Origin of the sequence: Streptococcus panodentis, from assembly GCF_017884005.1 — a bacterium.
In the GTDB taxonomy this organism is placed as follows: domain Bacteria; phylum Bacillota; class Bacilli; order Lactobacillales; family Streptococcaceae; genus Streptococcus; species Streptococcus panodentis.
Genome location: NZ_QFAY01000004.1, coordinates 71727 through 88351 on the forward strand (window position 1 = coordinate 71727; position 16625 = coordinate 88351).

The following is a 16625-nucleotide window of genomic DNA, read 5'->3' on the forward strand; positions in this document are numbered from 1 at the left end:
AATATATAAATTTTTTATATATTTTTTAAAAAGCAGAACTTTCGGTTTAAAAGAGCGGATATTTTCTTCAAATATTGATGCTGTTTTAGATTTCTGGCCATTTCTCAAATACTGGGACCGTTCGCTCCAACAATCCACTGGATTGTTGGAGGCTGTAGATAAGGCAAATGCAGTTTGCATCAAAACTATCCAGTCCCAGAAACACGAAAGTGAGGCTGGAAGACTGCAGACAGAGCAGTGTCAAAAGAATGTCAGACTTCTATGATTAGCCGCTGTTTATACTCTTCAAACATTTCTTCAAACCACGTCAGCGTCGCCTGCTTTTTTCCAAATACGCTTCTTCATTTTTACAAGAACTTTCGTGAATTCATAGGTTATAAATTGAAATCCTCTTCTATAAAATGGTAAAATGGTGTCAGTCTATCTAAATGAGACAGAAACGATGAAATGAATATGAAAAAACACAAAACTCTTTACAAATTTATCGGGCAGACCCTGCTTTACTTTTTCATTTTTCTGGCCTTGCTTTATTTTTTCAGTTATCTTGGCCAAGGGCAGGGCGGCTTTATTTACAATGAATTTTAATATAAGAGAGAAGAACGATGTCACATACTGCAATACATGATATGATAGAAACCATTGAGTCTTTTGCTCAGGTGCAGCCGGACTTTCCGGTTTATGATATATTAGGAGAAGTTCATACTTACGGCCAGCTCAAGGCGGATTCGGATGCCTTGGCGGCTGAGATTGACCGACTGGGCCTGCCGGCCAAGTCTCCGGTCGTCGTCTATGGCGGTCAGGAGTATGAGATGCTGGCCGCTTTTGTGGCCCTGACCAAGTCGGGACATGCTTATATTCCGATTGACAGTCATTCAGCTCTGGAGCGTGTCGCGGCTATTGTAGAAGTGGCTGAGCCCAGTCTGGTGATTGCCATCGCTGACTTTCCGCTGGCTGATGCGGCAGTAGCGATACTCAGGGCCGAGCAGGTCCGCTCGGCTATCGCCCGACAGACAGCTTATGAGCTGACCCATCCAGTCAAGGGCGATGAGAATTACTACATCATCTTTACATCCGGTACGACCGGCAAGCCCAAGGGCGTGCAGATTTCCCATGACAATCTGCTCAGCTTTACTAACTGGATGATTGGGGACAAAGAGTTTGCGACGCCGTCCCGGCCGCAGATGCTGGCCCAGCCCCCCTATTCCTTTGACCTGTCGGTCATGTACTGGGCGCCGACCTTGGCGCTGGGAGGAACGCTTTTTGCTCTGCCAAGTGCTCTCGCGCAAGATTTCAAGCAGCTGTTTGAAACGATTTTAAGCCTGCCCATTGCCATCTGGACGTCTACGCCGTCTTTTGCGGATATGGCTCTGCTGTCGGAGGATTTCAATAGTGACAAGATGCCGGGGCTCACGCATTTCTACTTTGACGGTGAGGAGCTGACCGTCAAGACTGCTAAAAAACTGCGGGATCGTTTCCCTCAGGCTCGCATTGTCAATGCTTACGGTCCGACCGAAGCGACGGTAGCTCTGTCGGCAGTGGCTGTGACCGATGAGATGCTGGCCGGCTGTAAACGTCTGCCCATCGGCTATACCAAGGCAGATTCACCGACCTTTGTCATTGACGAAGAAGGCCGAACAGTCCCTCACGGTCAGCAGGGGGAGATTATCGTCTGCGGGCCGGCCGTTTCCAAGGGCTATCTGAACAATCCTGAAAAAACAGCAGAAGCTTTCTTTGACTTTGAAGGGCTGCCGGCCTACCATACCGGTGATGTCGGATCAATGACTGCAGATGGTCTGCTGCTCTACGGCGGCCGCATGGACTTTCAGATTAAGTTCAACGGCTATCGGATTGAGCTGGAAGATGTGTCGCAAAATCTTAACAAATCCAACTATATTGAGGCTGCGGTAGCTGTGCCCCGCTATAATAAGGACCACAAGGTTCAGAATCTGCTGGCCTATGTGATCTTAAAGGAGGGAGTGGCTGCGCAGTTTGAGCGGGAAATCGACATCACCAAGGCCATCAAGGAAGACCTGCAGGATATTATGATGCCCTATATGATGCCTTCTAAGTTTCTCTATCGCGAATCCCTGCCCTTGACACCCAACGGCAAGATTGACATCAAGGGGCTCATCAGTGAGGTCAACCAGCGATGATCGATTTTCTCAAACAGCTGCCTCATCTGGAGCCTTACGGCAATCCAGTTTACTTTGTCTATATCATTCTTGCAGTGCTGCCCATCTTTGTCGGCCTCTTCTTTAAGAAGCGCTTCCCGCTTTATGAAGCGCTGGTCAGCCTGGCCTTTATCGTCTTTATGCTGACAGGACCCAGTCTGGTGCAGATTTATGCTCTTCTGGGCTATGTCGTCTGGCAGACCCTTTGGCTCTATTCTTATAAAGTCTACAGAAAAGCGCGTGACAGCAAGTGGATCTTTTACCTGCATACGCTGCTGGCGGTGCTGCCGCTTGTCTTTGTAAAGGTAGAGCCGGCTATCAGCGGTCACCAGTCGCTTTTTGGCTTTTTGGGCATTTCTTATCTGACCTTTCGCTCAGTCGGTATGATGATTGAGCTGCGGGATGGGGTCCTGACTGACTTTAGCCTTTGGGAATTCCTGCGCTTCCTGCTCTTCATGCCGACCTTTTCGAGCGGTCCTATTGACCGTTTCAAGCGCTTTAATGAAGATTACCGAACGATTCCGGAGCGCGAGGAGCTGCTGGATATGCTGGAGCAGTCGGTCCGCTATATCATGCTGGGCTTTCTCTACAAGTTTATCCTGGCTCATATCTTCGGCCATTTGCTGCTGGGCCACCTGAAGACCTATGCTCTCTATACCGGCGGCTTCTTTAATCTGGGGACTCTGGGCCTTATGTATGCCTTTGGGCTGGACCTTTTCTTTGACTTTGCCGGCTACTCGATGTTTGCCTTGGCGATTTCCAATCTCATGGGCATCAAGAGTCCGGTCAATTTTGACAAGCCTTTCCTGTCACGCGATTTGAAGGAATTCTGGAACCGCTGGCATATGAGCCTGTCCTTTTGGTTCCGCGACTTTGTCTTTATGCGGCTGGTCATGGTGCTCATGCGCAATAAGGTCTTTAAAAATCGCAATACAACATCCAGTATAGCCTATATCCTCAACATGCTGCTGATGGGGTTCTGGCATGGAGTGACCTGGTATTATATCGCTTACGGTCTCTTTCACGGTGCCGGTCTGGTCATCAATGACGCCTGGCTGCGCAAGAAAAAAACGCTCAATAAAGAGCGCAAGGCCAAGGGCCTGCCTCCCCTGCCTGATAACAAGTGGACTCAGGCTCTGGGGATTGTGATTACTTTCAATGTTGTCATGCTCTCATTTCTAATCTTTTCCGGATTTTTAAATGAGCTTTGGTTTAAAAAATAAAAAATGAAGGAGGAAATTACGATGGATGTAAAAGCAGAAGTGATTGAAATTATCGACGAACTTTTTATGGAAGATGTCTCTGACATGATGGACGAGGATCTCTTTGATGCGGGGGTCTTAGACAGCATGGGGACGGTGGAGCTGATTGTAGAGCTGGAAAGCCGTTTTGATATTCGCGTTCCTGTATCAGAGTTTGGCCGCGATGACTGGAATACAGCTAATAAAATCGTCCAAGGCGTGACGGAGCTCCGTGATGCTTAAACGGTTATGGCTGATTTTGGGGCCGGTTTTCTGTGCACTGGCTCTGGTCGCCCTGCTGGTATTTTTCTATCCGGTCGAGATAAAGCATGATGCAGAGACGGAAAAGCGCTCAGCAGTGACCCTGACGGCGGAGAATTTCAAAAGCCGCAGCAAGAAAATGACAGCCCTGACTGACAGGAAGCTGCGCTTTGTGCCTTTCTTCGGCTCCAGCGAATGGCTGCGCTTTGACAGTGTGCATCCGGCTGTGCTGGCGGAGAAGTACGACCGTAACTACCGGCCTTACTTTCTGGGCCAGCGGGGGGCAGCTTCGCTCAATCAGTACTTTGGCATGCAGCAGATGTCCTCACAGCTGGAGGGACAGACCGCAGTCTACGTCGTATCGCCCCAGTGGTTTACCAAGACTGGCTATGATGCATCTGCCTTTCAGCAGTATTTCAACAGCGATCAGCTGACGGCCTACCTCAGCCAGCAGCAGGGAGATGCCGCAGCCCAGTATGCAGCCCGGCGCCTTTTGCAGCTCTATCCTGGAGTGGCTATGGCAGAGACCGTGCAGAAGATTCGCGACCGCAGGCAGCTGACCAGCTTTGAGGAGGATTATCTGAAAATGATGACCCAGTTCAACCAGCGGCAGGATGCTGTTTTCAGTATGCTGGCAGCTCCTAACAATGACAATTATGACAGGCAGGTCCTGCCCTATGTCGATCAGCTGCCGGATGCTTTTTCCTATCAGGATTTGGAAAAAATTGCCATCAAAGAAGCGAAGAAGCATACCAAGAGCAATGATTTTGGCATTGATGACAATTTTTATGAGCTGCGCGTAGCCCGCAAACTCAGGAAATACAAGGATTTTCAACAGCGCATTTCCTATGAAAAGTCACCGGAATACGGCGATCTGCAGCTGGTTCTGAATCAATTTGCCAAATCCAGGACCAACGTGATCTTTGTCATTCCCCCAGTGAATGCCAAGTGGGCGGCCTACACTGGCCTGCGTCCGGACATGTATGAGCGGACAGTCGCGAAAATCAAGTATCAGCTGGCAAGTCAGGGCTTTAGCAACATTGCCGACTTCTCGCAGGACGGCGACAAACCTTATTTTATGCAGGATACCATCCATATGGGCTGGAATGGCTGGCTGGCCTTTGACAAGGCTGTCGATCCTTTTGTAGCCAATCCCCAGCCGGCTCCCAGCTACCAAATCAATGAGAGATTCTTTAGCAAGGAATGGGCCCAGTATACTGGCAAACCGGAAGAATTTAAGTAAAGGCCAGCGGTGGAAGAGAAGGAAATTTTCCTCAGGTCAGGGCGGCTGCTCCAGCTTGTATCCGTTCTCTGCCAGTCCTGCTGACGCTTTCTGCGGCGGTTCCAGCTGGCCCAGCCGGCTTTAGGATAGCCATTCTTAGTTTTTGAAGGAGATGAGCAGATGATTCGACCCACTCAATCCAGAGATGTCCCAGCTATTATGGCAATTTATGATGCAGCCCGGCAGTTTATGAAGGAACAGGGAAACCCGACCCAGTGGCCCGCTTCCTATCCTAGTCGGACCATAGTAGAAGAGGATATAGCCAGAGGAACTTCCTATGTTGTTGAGCAGGAGGGGTGCATCGTTGGCACCTTCGCCTTCATCATCGGAGAGGACCCGGCCTATCAGGTCATTGAGGATGGGAGCTGGCATTTCTCAGAACCTTACGGCACCATCCACCGAATAGCCTCCTCGGGCCAAGCTAAGGGGCTGGCCCGTCAGTGCTTTGACTTTTGCCTGCAGCAGATGCCCTATCTGCGCATCGATACCCATGCGGACAATCAGGCCATGCAGGCTGCAGTGCTGCGCTATGGCTTTGCCCCATGCGGCAGGATCTATCTGGCAGACGGCAGTCCACGGCTTGCTTATGATTATCACCAATAGAAAAAATCTGCTTGACGGCAGATTTTTTTGGTTTATATCAACACATAATTCTCCACAGCCTCGGCTGCCCCATGCTGGTTGTTGCTGTAGGTTTGGACATTGGCTTCCTGCTTGACGCCTTGCGGCGCATTGCCCATGGCGACTCCCAGTCCTGCCAGCCGCAGCATGGGGATGTCGTTGAAATTATCACCGATGGTCATGACCTCTTCCAGCGGAGTCTGGTAATACTGGGCAATCTCCTGCAGGGCCTGCTCCTTGGACACATGCTTGGCTGTGACTTCCAGGTAGTTGTCCTTGGACAGGTAGAAGGCAGTATGAGGAAAGTCCAGTGTCTGCAGGTAGGCATGCAGCTGCTGAATGACCGCCGGCTCATCAATTAAGAGCAGCTTGTGAAGGGGCAGCAGGACATCCAGCACCGGCAAGAGGGCATTCTGGATAATGGGCTGTTCACCGGTGATGTCAGCTTCCATCTGTACCCACTGGTCCAAGCGGTCGGCAATCCAGTCCTTGCCGGAGTAGAGGTTGATGGAAACGCTGGGAAATTCGGCCTTGACTAATTCCAGAAAGGTCCGAATCTCCTTCTTATCCAGCGGGTGCTCGATAATGGTGCTGTACCGCTGGGGGTCGCCCTTAATCACCAAGGCGCCGTTGTAGCAGGCCAGCGGATTGCCATCCAGCCCCAGCTCCTGTGCGATAGGCTCCATGCCCAGAGGCGACCGGGCAGAAGCCAGTACAAAAGGAATCCCCAGCTCTTTGAGTGCCGGAATCATGTCCTTCAGCTTCTGGTCGACTTGGTGCCGGTCGTTCAAAATAGTCCCGTCAATGTCGCTGATAATCAGACGGATGGTGCGTTTGGTCATAGTGCTGCCTCCTTTAAAGTTGCAGATAAGCGTTGGCCACAATACAGTCATTTAGTTTATCTTTTATGACATCGTTAGCTCGTCTGTCCCGCCGCCATCAGTCGTACCCCAGTACAGCTGGCGGCGGGACAGAACTAAATTTTTAAAAATTTAGTTCGTCGTCCCAGCCCCGCGAGGATGATTAGGAGCTTTTTGGAGTCTAAAAGACGAACAGTCTTGACACATCCTAACGGATGTTTCATCCATAACCTCAAAGCAGTGCTTTTGTTGCTTCCTCTCGGAAGCTCTATCTATAACCTCAAAACCTCCACTGGAGCTTTTGAGCAATCAGCTACCGCGTCAAGAGTTTTTTACCAAAACAAAGCGAAACTGAAGGACTTTTGTCTCAGCCTCACTACTAAAAGCAAACTAAAAAACTATATAATCTTGAATGCAATGGTTATCCATCAAGTGCCGGTTCTAATAGATAATGGTTACCTGACCTGCCAGCAGTTCCTCCACTTCCGGGCTGGGCTGCTGGTCGGTAATCCAGTAGTCAAAGTCGCTGATAGTTCCTAAGATATAGCTAGAATCTTTGTGCTGCTTTGCCTGCTCAGCCAGCAGAATCTTGGTTTTGGCATGCTTCAGTGCCAGCTTTTTCAGATGAGCGTCTTCCGGATCCTCAAAGCTGACCAGACCGTCACGGATGCTGGCAGCCCCGATAAAGGCAGTATCAAAGGAAATCTGCTCCAAAAGCTCCGCTTCATTGAGGGCATAGTAAAAGCGGTTTTTAGGATAAAATTTTCCGCCTAAGAGATGAAAATCCACCTGCTCCTGAGAGCTGAGCATGATAGCATTGTCCAGCGAGTGGGAGTAAATGGTCATAGGCAGCTCAATGCGCTGGGCCAGATGAAGGACCACGGTAGAAACATCAAAAAAGCTGACTTGGCCGGGCTTGAGAAAGTCACGGGCCTTAGCTGCAATAGCCTTTTTTTCCTGGGTCAGCTGGCTGATGCGGTCGTTAAAGGACGGAATCTGCTGGCTCTTCTCCAGCGGGATAATGCCGCCATGGGTCCGCCGGACCAGCCGGCGGTCGCTCAGAATGGAAAAATCCCGGCGGATGGTGTCCTTGGAAACCTGAAAATAGTCCATCATATCCTTGGCAGCCAGCTGCTTTTTATCCTGCAGCAGCTCCAGCATCTTGGAAAGGCGCTGTTCTTGGTACATGCTTTTCCCTCCTTGTCTTGCTAAGAAGAGTATAACACTTTAAATAAGTTTTTGCAAGTCTTTTTAATGATTTTTAAGTTTTTGTAAATATGAGCATCAAAAAAACCGAGTAGAGCTCGGTTTTCATCATTATCATCATCGAAACACATTTTTCAATTAAGGTGTTTGGATATTGACAGAGCCGTCGCTGCCGACCTTAACATCAACACCGCCGCCTTGGACATGGACACCATCTTCGTTTACATTAACACCGGCGCTGTCAGTTTCTACATTAGCAGTACCGTTCTCATTGGCTTCAACAGAAGCGCTGCCGCTTTCGTCGCCGCCATTGGCTTCAACACTGACATCTCCGCCGTTAACATTGACACTGGCACTTCCGCCTTCTTCGGCTGAGCTGCTAGAGCTTGAAGCGCTTGTCTTGGCTTTAGATGAAGAAGATACGCTAGAGCTTGAGCTGGAACTTGAGCTCTCTTTTGTATCTTTATTTGCAGCGTTTCCGCAGCCTGCTAAAACAAAAAGTGCAACTAGTGGTAATAAAAATAAAGAAATTTTAGATAATTTTTTCATTTTACCCTCCTTCTAAGTATAATATTAAACGATTATGACAAGCATATCAAACAAAAAACAGAAAGTTACAAAAATAACATACCGCTTTAACCTAAATGACATATAAAAAATACACAAAAAACCGGATTTGTCCATATTTTGCAAGGATTTGAGAGAGAAAGCGAGATTTTTTTCTGTAACATTTTTGTAAAATAGATCTTCCTGAATCGCTCCGACAAACAAGGAAAATCCTGCTCTGTCTGTCCTCTTTTGCTTCTTTTTGCTATAATACTTTTATGCTATCAAATGAATTTCAGCAGCTGATGCAGCAGGACACCGCCGCAACGGCTAAAGCACTTCTCGGCATGAGCCTTCTCTTAGACGGAGCCGTCCTTGGCCGCATTGTCGAAACGGAGGCTTACTTGGGCAGTGAGGACAGCGCCTGTCATTCTGCCGGCGGCCGCCGCACCCCTAAGAATGCATCCATGTATTTGCCCGCCGGGCACTGGTATGTCTATCAGATTTACGGCCATCAGATGCTTAATCTTGTGACCAAGGGAGAGGGAGTGGCAGAGGCCGTTCTTATCCGAGCATTGGAGCTGCCAGACGGCCGGCTGCTGGCCAATGGTCCGGGCAAGCTGACTCGATTTGCCGGCATTGACAAGCGCTTTGATGGGCAAAATCTAGCGGCCTCCAGTCTGCAGCTGGCAGCGGATCGCCGGCCCGTCCAGATCAGCAGCCGGCCTCGTATCGGTGTCACCTGTACAGACAGGTGGCGGGATCAGCCGCTGGGCTTTTATGTCGCCGGCAACCGCCATGTGTCAAAAATTTCCAAATCAAGCCTGCTGGCAGATGAGGATACTTGGGAAAAGGCCGGCAAATGAAGAAAAGAGAAATTTTGAAGCGAGCAGGAAAGCAAGCAGCGCAGCCTATCGGATTGGGCTGGAAAAAAGGCCAGCGCCTGGCTTCCTGCTTCGCTCTTTGCTCTTTATGGACTAGAAAAACGCTTAGGAATTTCCAAGCGTTTTTTTAGGATGAGCCTCGTCATTTATAAAATTTTCTCGAACTTCTCGATATAAAAGAGAGTCAGTGTCATGATAATAGTCAGGACAAAGAGGACGATGATGGCCGGTGTCCAGGATTGAAAGACATCAAAGCTGAAGCCGAACAGGCTGGGGCCTAGGGCGGCCAGAATGTAGCCGCCGGTCTGGGCCAGACCGGAGAGCTGGGCCGTCTGTTCAGGCGTGCTGGTCTTGAGCGAGAAAGTCACCATGAGATAAGGGAAGAGAGCGCTGACCGAAATGCCGATCAGCAGATTGAGAATCAGCCAGTAAACAAATGAATCCGTGTTGATCAGCAGCATGGCAATCCCTGTCAGACCGGAAGCAGCCACCAGGCTAATCATGACGCGGCGCTTTTGAGCTGACAGGCGTGCTGTCAGACTGGGAATGGTCATGGAGAAGGGCAGGCTGATGAGGGAGAAGACCGAAGCCAGCATACCGGTCGCATCCTTTGACAGGCCGGCCTGCAGCGCCAGGGTCGGCAGCCAGGTCATGGCGGTGTAAAAGAGCAGGGACTGCAGGCCGCCAAAGACAATCAGCGCCCAGACCTTGGGATTTCTCAGGAGCGCTCCCAGCTGGCTGTCATGGCTCTTGCTGGTCAGGCGGTGGTTGTGCCGGCTGTTGGGCAGCCAGACCAAGAGGACCAGCAGGCAGACAAGGGTCAGTACCAGAATCAGCCCCCGCCAAGAACTGGCCTTGACAATAGGGACTGCCACAGCTGAAGCCAGCGTAATCGAGAGCCCCATGGAAGTGATGTAGAGAGTGGTCAGAAAGCCGATCCGATGAGGCTGGTTGGCCTGAATGACGGAGGGCAGCAGGACATTTAAAATAGCAATCGCAGCGCCCAGAATAATGGTGCCGGCATAGAGCAGGGGCAGGCTGACTATCCGAATGAGCGAGCCCAGTGTCAGTGCCAGAAGCACCAGACTAAAGAGCCTTTCCAGTCCGACCTTCTGAGCCAGTCGCGGGGCAAAAGCCGAGCAGAGGGCAAACATGATGAGGGGCAGACTGGTCAAAAGCCCCAAGGAATTGACGGGGACCTGCAGTCCTTTAGCGATGTCGGTCAGGACAATCGGCAGGACGGTAAAAGGTGTCCGCAGGGCAATGCCCAGCATCATAATGCCCGGCAGCAGAAAAGCGGAATGTTTTTTTTTCATAGCATCTCCTAAAAAGTAAATAGATACAAAGAAGATCAAAGTTGACCAGAGCAGAACGAAGCCTGGCGGTATCCTGTCATCGTCAGGATTCTTATAGACTATCTGATCAAAGCCGCGTCCTTCTGTAGATGACGGAACAGAGCCTTCAGAGGAGCCGGTTTCACTGCCAAGCAGCTGGCTCCGATCCAGCTGATTTTCTTCTTATATAAGGCAAGAATGATTATACCACAGAGCTGTCAGAAATGGTATAGGGCTAGTCCATCAGGTCCAAAAAATATCGGGTGATGATGGTCTCGGGCACAGGCTGCCGCTCTTGCAGCCACCAGCTGACTGTCTCTACAAAGGTGGAGGTCACATAGTTTTTCAGAAAGTTCTCGGGCAGCTGGGCCTTAGTCTGCAGCAGCTGCTCCTGAATCCGGGGAAAGAGATAATGCTCCAGCTCAATCTTCAGGCGATTGGTGAAGTAAGAGTTTTTAGACAGGAGCAGGGTTGCAATCCTGTCCTGATTTTTGCGGAAATGGTGGAAAATATGAGCAGTGGCATCAAAGAGATCGCCGCCTTCCGGGCGTTCGATAAAGGTATGCTGAAAGAGATCCTGACAGAGTTCTTCCAGCAGGGCTTCCTTGGTCTCAAAGTGGGCGTAAAAAGTAGACCGCCCGACATCCGCCAAGTCGATGATTTCCTGTACTGTGATGCTTTCATAGCTTTTCTGATTGAGCAGGCTGATAAAGGCTTGGTAAATGGCTGTGCGTGATTTTTTGACTCGTCTGTCCATAGCGATTCCGGACAAAAGAGCAGGATTGTTCCGTAATGGACAAAGCCTCTCCTTTGCTTCTTGTTTCCTTTCTTGAAATGTTGGATAATAGAATCAAACAAGGTGTTCTGTTTTGAATATATTATACTATAACATTGCCTGATTTGACAAAGGAGCCAGCCATGAAATCCAGTAAAAATATGACCATCGCCTTTCTGTTGAATTTTTCCTTTGCCATTCTGGAGTTTGTCTTTGGCCTGCTCTTCAACTCCAGTGCGGTGCTGGCCGACGCTGTTCATGATACGGGAGATGCGCTGGCCATCGGTCTCTCCACCTTTTTTGAACAGATTTCCAATAAAAAAGAAGACGGCAACTATACACTGGGCTACAAGCGCTACAGTCTCTTGGGAGCTCTGCTGACCTCGGTGATTCTGATTTTCGGCTCCATCATGGTCATCATCGAGAATGTTCCCAAGGTCTTTGCGCCTGAGAAGGTCAATTATGACGGCATGCTGGTGCTGGGGATTGTCGCGATTGTGGTCAATCTGGCGGCCAGCAGGGTTGTCAGCCACGGTCACAGCCATAATGAGTCGATTCTCAGCCTGCACTTCCTAGAAGACATCCTAGGATGGGTGGCCGTTATCCTCGTCTCTATCGTGCTGCGCTTCACCGACTGGTATTTCCTGGATCCGCTGCTGTCCCTCCTGATTGCTGGTTTTATCCTCAGTCAGGCCCTGCCGAAGTGCTGGGACAATATCAAGATTTTTCTGGATCATGTGCCCAGTGATGTGGACCTGAGCCGGCTCTATGGGGAGGTGCTGGCGGTAGAAAATGTTCAAGCAGTCACCCAGCTCAATGTCTGGACGACAGACGGTCTGGAAAAATTTGCCATGATTCACATCTGTCTGGAAAATCCTGCCCTGCTGGCAGAGACCCAAAACACTCTCCGCCAAGAACTGCAGGCCTACGGCATCACCAAGGCAACCATCCAGACCGATGAAAGCCAAGAAAAGCATGAGGAGTGCTGCTTAGGCGGAGAGTGATGGACTCTGGCTAACCCCATATGCTGTTAAACACAGGCCGAGTCAGGGGATGCAGGTCTTAGAGACAGTCTGTGGAATGTTAAAATAGGTTGATAATCAAAGCCTGTGCTGAAAAAAGCCGGAATATGACCAGTGCGATGACAATCTTTCTTTATCAGCAGACAAAGACAGTCATTCAGATCTATTCGGTATAGATAGTCTTTTAGTTTGCTTTTAGTAGTGTAACTGTCTGGGGGGCAGTGAGCTGCTCAAAAGCTCCAGTAGAGGTTTTGAGGCGGTGGATGGGAAGTGTCAGCCGCTGCTGAGGTCAAGGGCAGAGACTGGGGCAACAGTACCCAATTTCGTCTATTTCTATCTTTTGCTTGTGGGCCGACCGCTTAAGGCGAACGGACTCAGCATGGGGGGCGAACAAGTCTAATGTTCAAACGAAAGAGTGAGGTTTCGGACTTGCTGCTTTTGTATCAGAAGCAATCACAATAGGACGGAAGGAAGCGAATCCTGCTTTTTTCCGTCCTATTTTTATGTTTTTTACTATCAGTGAAACCGCCGTCTCCCTGTCTGAAAATTCGCCCTTTTCTAACTTCGGGAGCGTTATTGGTGAAAATAGACAGCTTGTAAAAAATGTGCAGTTTTGGAGAGATTTTTTAGTTAAAAATCAGTGCAAAAGCATTGACATTGCATTTTTTTTGACATATACTATTGAGTAAGGAAGTATGCGGACAAGGCTGATGATGTCCTGTCTTCAAGCGCCTTCCTGTGGTATGTCGGTCAGCCGCTCAGGCCGCAGCATTCTGTCACACTGCTGGACTGAGAGCTGGAGATGACGACGGCAGGGTTTCCTGTCTGTCTGACTGCGCTCCTCTTGGAAAAGAAGGCCCGTAAAAAAATTATTTTAATCGTGAAAACCCAGTGTTTTTGCTGGTTCTTCTAAGTTTTTTGTGGAATTTCATTTTTTTTTGAGGCAAATGTGTTGACATCGTGTCAATCTTATCATATACTGTATTAGGAAAATGTTTAAATGACAAATTTTGTTTTGTTCCTAACATTTCCTACTATTGTATGCATATCGATAAAGGAAGTCTGATCAATAGACAAGGAAGCTGTCTCTGGCTGCTGTTTCTCTTTCTGCTTTGATTTCACACGCCGCTGGCTTCGGCTGGCCGGATGGGATTTCAAAATAGTCTGAGGACGGGCCTGACAGAAGTCCATCTAGTTGAAAAGACGAAAAAAACACCGCAAGATAAGAAACTTACCTTACGGTGCCGGCCGCTTGGCTGAAACAGGGAAAACTCAACTTCACACACACACGGTTTAACCTGTCTCACTAAGCATGAGGAAATTTACAAAAGAAGCTGCTTTGAGCAGTATCCGGACGCGCGAAAGCAAATGTTTTGGCATTGGTTTTTTGCGCCTTGGCTGATAAATAAAAAAATCGTTCCGTCGTCAATCCTTGGATTGCTTCAAGAGCCGTTTTCTTGTGACTATCAGGCAGATACCGCTTAAAGCTTCTATAAACTATATAGTTTTGTTCTTTTTGTAAAATTTTATACTCTTAGCCTAACGAAAGAACCTTAAAAAAACCTTAAAGGAATTTTTAAGCGAAGAAGATTTTTTTAAAGCTGTTATCTTTAAAGCATATTTAAGAAAGCAAAATGATTTTTAAGAATCATAGATGGGAGTAATAATCAATGGATTTAATTGCTATCTTGGTTCAATTTCATCTGATAACGGCAGCTCAAAAAGAAGAAATTCTTCAAGATATGCCACAATCAAATATGCCATTAGAAAGATATCTAATCAGCAAAGGCTATGTGACAGAAGAAGATATGCTCAAAGTCATGAGTTACTACTACCGTGTACCTCATGTCAATCTATCGCAGTTTGTGATAGAAAAGGAAGCTGTCGAGAAGGTTTCGGAAAAAGTTGCTAAACGTCATGGATTGATTCCAATCTCTTTTTCAGATGGAGCAGAGGAAGAAGAACCAAAACTGATAGTTGCGATGGCAGACCCAAGCAACTATATCGCTCTGGACGACGTGAAAATCGTCTCCAAAATGGCGGTAGAAGCTTATGTAACTTTCCGGGATGATATTGAGAAGTATATCGATCAGTATTATTCCAAAGGAGAAGAAGCCCAGCAGGCAGCGACTGAGATCGAAGGCTTCGGTATGGAAGATGAGGTCATGGAAGAAGACCTCGAAATCAAAAACGCTCCGGTGGTTCGGCTGATTGACTCGATTATCAGTCAGGCGATCAAGACCCGGGCCAGCGATATTCATATCGAGCCCTTTGAAAAGACCGTCCGTGTCCGCTTCCGGGTTGACGGGACCTTGGTGGAAAACATGCAGTTGAAAGCCAACACCCACTCAGCCATCGCGACACGGATCAAGATCATGAGCGGTCTGGACATTGCTGAGCGGCGCATTCCTCAGGATGGTCGGATTGAAACGACCATTGACGGCAGGGATGTGGACATGCGGGTTTCCGTATTGCCGACAGTCTTCGGGGAAAAAATCGTTATTCGGATTTTGAACCGGAATGCGACTCTCCTCAGTAAGGAGGAGCTGGGCTTCTCGCCAGCCAATGAAAAGATTTTCGATGAAATCCTCAAGGCACCGGAAGGGATCATCCTCCTGACCGGTCCGACAGGAAGCGGAAAGACGACCACTCTTTACACAGCGCTCCGAGAGCTCAATGATGTAGGAAAAAATATCATCACGGTTGAAGATCCGGTTGAGTACCGATTGGAAGGTGTCAACCAAGTCCAGGTCAATAATAAAGCCGGACTGACCTTCGCCAGTGGTCTGAGGAGTATCCTGCGTCAGGACCCGGACATCGTTCTCTTGGGGGAGATTCGGGACGAAGAGACAGCCAGTATCGCGGTTCGGGCCGCTATCACCGGGCACGTCGTTCTCTCGACTATCCACACCAACGACACAGCCAGTACGGTCAACCGTTTGGTCGATATGGGCATCAAGCCTTATCTGGTCTCAACGGCGACAGTCGGCATTATCGCACAGCGCTTGATCAAGCGTATCTGTCCTAAGTGCAAGACCGAATATACTGTAGAGACAGATGCTCATGCAGCAATCGGAATTCACAAGGGAGACACCATGTATCGCGGGCGTGGCTGCAACTACTGCAGCGGCACGGGATATTATGGACGGATAGCTATCCACGAAATTATGGCAGTGACAAGGGAGATAAAATCACTAATTAATGACGGTGGAACAACAGCTCAGCTTCGGACAGAAGCCAAGAAAAATGGAATGCGGGATCTGGCCGAGGAAGCCATCGATACTGCAAAACAGGGGATTACAACGATTGAAGAAGCGATGAAGATTGCCTTTAGTCTGGAAGGGGAAGTTTAGGATGAATTTGGATGAGTTAATTAAGCAGGCCATCGAAGCAGGTGCGTCGGATATCCACTTTACGGTTGATGCCGAGCCCACCATGCGCCTGCACGGGAGGTTAACCCAGCTCAGCAATACAATTTTGACCAATGAGGACACCGTTCGCTTTACCAAGCAGATCTTGACAGAGAAGCAGATCGCCCATCTGTTGGAAGTCGGCGAAGTGGACTGTGCCTACGAGGTTGATAACGGCTACCGTTTGCGGGTCAATATCTTTAAGCAGAAAAACAACTGCGGGATTGCCCTGCGGGTCATTCCCAAGGACATTCCAAGCATGGAATCGCTGGGACTGCCGCCGGTCATCAGAAAGCTGGCCGAAAAACGCCGGGGCTTGATATTGGTCACCGGACCAACAGGAAGCGGGAAGTCAACGACGCTGGCGACCATGATCAACTACATGAACAGCCTGCGCAGTGAGCACATCATTACCATCGAAGACCCGATCGAGTACATGCACACGCATAATAAATGCTTGGTCAACCAGCGTGAGCTGGGAGCAGATACGCAGAGCTTCGGCAATGCCCTGAGAGGGGCCCTGCGTCAGGACCCGGATGTCATCCTGGTCGGAGAAATGCGGGACAAGGAAACGATCGAAATCGCCCTGCGGGCTGCAGAAACCGGTCACTTGGTCCTGTCAACCCTCCACACGGTCGGTGCTGTCAACACCATGGACCGGATCATCGACGTCTTTCCGGCCGAGCAGCAGGAGCAGATCCGCGTCCAGCTCTCAGCCGTGATGGAAGGCGTCGTCTCTCAGCAGCTGATGCGGACTGCGACCGGCAAGGGCCGGGTAGCCGCCTTTGAAATCATGCTGGGGACGCCGGCCATTCGCAACCTGATCCGCGAAGGGAAGACCCACCAGCTGCTGACGCCGATTCAAACCGGGTCGCAGCTGGGCATGATTACCATGGATGCTTCGCTCATGAGTCTCTACCGCCGCAATGTCATCGACCAGAGAACCCTGCTGTCTTACTCAGTAGACAGGGCTCAGGTCGAAAAAGCACTGGGAATAGTAGGGAGCTAGCAC

At 49.3% G+C, this 16625-nt stretch carries 15 protein-coding genes; 10 read left to right on the forward strand and 5 right to left on the reverse strand.

All coding sequences use genetic code 11. The features are described 5' to 3' along the window. Nucleotides 1-453: 453 nt before the first annotated feature. From DHL47_RS02775 to DHL47_RS02800, 6 genes are all read left to right on the forward strand, one after another. Nucleotides 454-585 carry a teichoic acid D-Ala incorporation-associated protein DltX gene (locus DHL47_RS02775; RefSeq protein WP_128835160.1) on the forward strand — a complete coding sequence of 44 codons (132 nt, stop codon included), beginning with the start codon at nucleotides 454-456 and terminating at the stop codon, nucleotides 583-585. Between the two features lie 17 nt (nucleotides 586-602). Then, nucleotides 603-2153: a D-alanine--poly(phosphoribitol) ligase subunit DltA gene (gene dltA / locus DHL47_RS02780; protein WP_209550813.1), complete on the forward strand. Its 1551-nt coding sequence runs from the start codon at nucleotides 603-605 to the stop codon at nucleotides 2151-2153. Next, a complete protein-coding gene (dltB, locus tag DHL47_RS02785) occupies nucleotides 2150-3394 on the forward strand; it encodes a D-alanyl-lipoteichoic acid biosynthesis protein DltB (RefSeq protein WP_128835156.1) in 1245 nt (414 codons plus the stop codon). Before dltA ends, dltB begins: the two co-directional genes overlap by 4 nt. A gap of 21 nt (nucleotides 3395-3415) precedes the next feature. After that, nucleotides 3416-3655 carry a D-alanine--poly(phosphoribitol) ligase subunit DltC gene (dltC, locus tag DHL47_RS02790; RefSeq protein WP_128835155.1) on the forward strand — a complete coding sequence of 80 codons (240 nt, stop codon included), beginning with the start codon at nucleotides 3416-3418 and terminating at the stop codon, nucleotides 3653-3655. Beyond that, entirely contained in the window at nucleotides 3648-4916 is a 1269-nt protein-coding gene (gene dltD / locus DHL47_RS02795) for a D-alanyl-lipoteichoic acid biosynthesis protein DltD (protein WP_209550814.1), read from the forward strand. Before dltC ends, dltD begins: the two co-directional genes overlap by 8 nt. A gap of 159 nt (nucleotides 4917-5075) precedes the next feature. Further along, nucleotides 5076-5558, forward strand: coding sequence for a GNAT family N-acetyltransferase (locus tag DHL47_RS02800; protein ID WP_128835151.1), 483 nt, complete (start codon nucleotides 5076-5078; stop codon nucleotides 5556-5558). Between the two features lie 32 nt (nucleotides 5559-5590). Here the strand turns inward: DHL47_RS02800 and DHL47_RS02805 are convergent, their stop codons facing one another. From DHL47_RS02805 to DHL47_RS02815, 3 genes are all read right to left on the reverse strand, one after another. After that, nucleotides 5591-6418, reverse strand: coding sequence for a Cof-type HAD-IIB family hydrolase (locus DHL47_RS02805; protein ID WP_128835149.1), 828 nt, complete (start codon nucleotides 6416-6418; stop codon nucleotides 5591-5593). Between the two features lie 459 nt (nucleotides 6419-6877). Continuing rightward, the gene (locus DHL47_RS02810) at nucleotides 6878-7624 is read right to left on the reverse strand and encodes a DeoR/GlpR family DNA-binding transcription regulator (protein WP_209550815.1); all 747 of its coding nucleotides are present in this window, start codon (nucleotides 7622-7624) and stop codon (nucleotides 6878-6880) included. 156 nt (nucleotides 7625-7780) lie between these two features. Next, nucleotides 7781-8191 carry a hypothetical protein gene (locus tag DHL47_RS02815; RefSeq protein ID WP_128835145.1) on the reverse strand — a complete coding sequence of 137 codons (411 nt, stop codon included), beginning with the start codon at nucleotides 8189-8191 and terminating at the stop codon, nucleotides 7781-7783. 275 nt (nucleotides 8192-8466) lie between these two features. Here DHL47_RS02815 and DHL47_RS02820 point away from each other — a divergent pair, with 275 nt between their 5' ends. After that, nucleotides 8467-9054 (forward strand): DNA-3-methyladenine glycosylase, encoded by a 588-nt coding sequence (locus tag DHL47_RS02820; protein WP_209550816.1) that lies wholly within the window; start codon nucleotides 8467-8469, stop codon nucleotides 9052-9054. A gap of 164 nt (nucleotides 9055-9218) precedes the next feature. Here the strand turns inward: DHL47_RS02820 and DHL47_RS02825 are convergent, their stop codons facing one another. Both DHL47_RS02825 and DHL47_RS02830 read right to left on the reverse strand, forming a co-directional pair. Continuing rightward, nucleotides 9219-10388 (reverse strand): CynX/NimT family MFS transporter, encoded by a 1170-nt coding sequence (locus tag DHL47_RS02825; protein WP_209550817.1) that lies wholly within the window; start codon nucleotides 10386-10388, stop codon nucleotides 9219-9221. Nucleotides 10389-10641: 253 nt separating this feature from the next. Then, complete coding sequence (locus DHL47_RS02830) at nucleotides 10642-11163, reverse strand: TetR/AcrR family transcriptional regulator (RefSeq protein ID WP_209550818.1); 522 nt, start codon at nucleotides 11161-11163, stop codon at nucleotides 10642-10644. A gap of 161 nt (nucleotides 11164-11324) precedes the next feature. On the opposite strand from DHL47_RS02830, the gene DHL47_RS02835 reads away from it, so the two are divergent. The 3 genes from DHL47_RS02835 to DHL47_RS02845 all read left to right on the forward strand — a co-directional run bounded on the left by DHL47_RS02835 (nucleotide 11325) and on the right by DHL47_RS02845 (nucleotide 16622). Next, nucleotides 11325-12185 carry a cation diffusion facilitator family transporter gene (locus tag DHL47_RS02835; RefSeq protein ID WP_209550819.1) on the forward strand — a complete coding sequence of 287 codons (861 nt, stop codon included), beginning with the start codon at nucleotides 11325-11327 and terminating at the stop codon, nucleotides 12183-12185. A gap of 1688 nt (nucleotides 12186-13873) precedes the next feature. After that, the gene (locus DHL47_RS02840) at nucleotides 13874-15556 is read left to right on the forward strand and encodes a GspE/PulE family protein (RefSeq protein ID WP_128835131.1); all 1683 of its coding nucleotides are present in this window, start codon (nucleotides 13874-13876) and stop codon (nucleotides 15554-15556) included. A 1-nt stretch (nucleotide 15557) separates the two neighbouring features. Beyond that, nucleotides 15558-16622 carry a type IV pilus twitching motility protein PilT gene (locus tag DHL47_RS02845; RefSeq protein ID WP_128835129.1) on the forward strand — a complete coding sequence of 355 codons (1065 nt, stop codon included), beginning with the start codon at nucleotides 15558-15560 and terminating at the stop codon, nucleotides 16620-16622. The last annotated feature ends 3 nt before the right edge of the window (nucleotides 16623-16625 follow it).